The sequence below is a fragment of the Nonomuraea corallina genome (genome assembly GCF_027620315.1).
Classification (GTDB): Bacteria; Actinomycetota; Actinomycetes; order Streptosporangiales; family Streptosporangiaceae; genus Nonomuraea; species Nonomuraea corallina.
The window spans coordinates 1-1,219 of record NZ_JAPNNL010000347.1; the positions used below are offsets into that span (position 1 = coordinate 1).

The window sequence follows — 1,219 nt, forward strand, 5'->3', positions numbered from 1 at the left end:
GGACAGGATGATCGCGTCCTCGTAGTTGTGACCCTCCCACGGCATGAACGCCACCAGCAGGTTCTTGCCCAGCGCCATCTCGCCGTCCTCGGTGCAGGGACCGTCGGCGATGACCTGGTTGACCTCGACGCGGTCGCCCTCGGCCACGATGGGCTTCTGGTTGAACGAGGTGCCCTGGTTGGAGCGCTTGAACTTGGCCACCCGGTAGGTGGTCCGGGTGCCGTCGTCGTTGGCCACGGTGATGTAGTCGGCGGAGACCTCCTCGACCACCCCGGCCTTCTCGGCGCTGATGACGTCGCCGGCGTCGGTCGCGGCGCGGTACTCCATGCCGGTGCCGACCAGCGGCGCCTCGCTCTTGAGGAGCGGCACCGACTGGCGCTGCATGTTGGAGCCCATGAGCGCGCGGTTGGCGTCGTCGTGCTCCAGGAACGGGATCATCGCGGTGGCCACCGACACCATCTGGCGCGGCGACACGTCGATGTAGTCGACCTCTTCGGCCCTGGCCAGCTCGGTCTCGCCGCCCTTGGTGCGGACGAGCACCCGGGACTCGGCGAACGAGCCGTCGGGGTTGAGCGCGGTGTTGGCCTGCGCCTTGACGTAGCGGTCTTCCTCGTCGGCGGTGAGGTAGTCGATCTGGTCGGTCACCTTGCCGTCGACGACCTTGCGGTAAGGAGTCTCGACGAAGCCGAACGCGTTGATCCGGCCGTACGAGGCGAGCGAGCCGATGAGGCCGATGTTGGGGCCTTCAGGGGTCTCGATCGGGCACATCCGGCCGTAGTGGGACGGGTGCACGTCACGGACCTCGAAGCCGGCCCGCTCACGGGACAGACCACCGGGACCCAGCGCGGAGAGACGCCGCTTGTGCGTCAGGCCGGCCAGCGGGTTGGTCTGGTCCATGAACTGCGACAGCTGCGAGGTGCCGAAGAACTCCTTGATCGACGCCACCACCGGGCGGATGTTGATCAGAGTCTGCGGCGTGATCGCCTCGACGTCCTGCGTGGTCATCCGCTCGCGGACGACGCGCTCCATGCGGGCCAGGCCCAGGCGGACCTGGTTCTGGATGAGCTCGCCGACGCTGCGCAGGCGGCGGTTGCCGAAGTGGTCGATGTCGTCGGTCTCGACGATCACCGTGTCGACCGGCGCCTCGGGGGCGGCCGGCATCGACTCCTCTCCGGCGTGCAACCGGACGATGTACTCGATGGTGGCGACGATGTCCTCT

Annotated in this window: 1 pseudogene; it reads right to left on the bottom strand. The window is 67.9% G+C overall.

Features of this window, described 5'->3' with window-relative positions:
• Positions 1–1,219: pseudogene (locus tag OUY22_RS36630) on the bottom strand (DNA-directed RNA polymerase subunit beta); the annotation flags it as partial.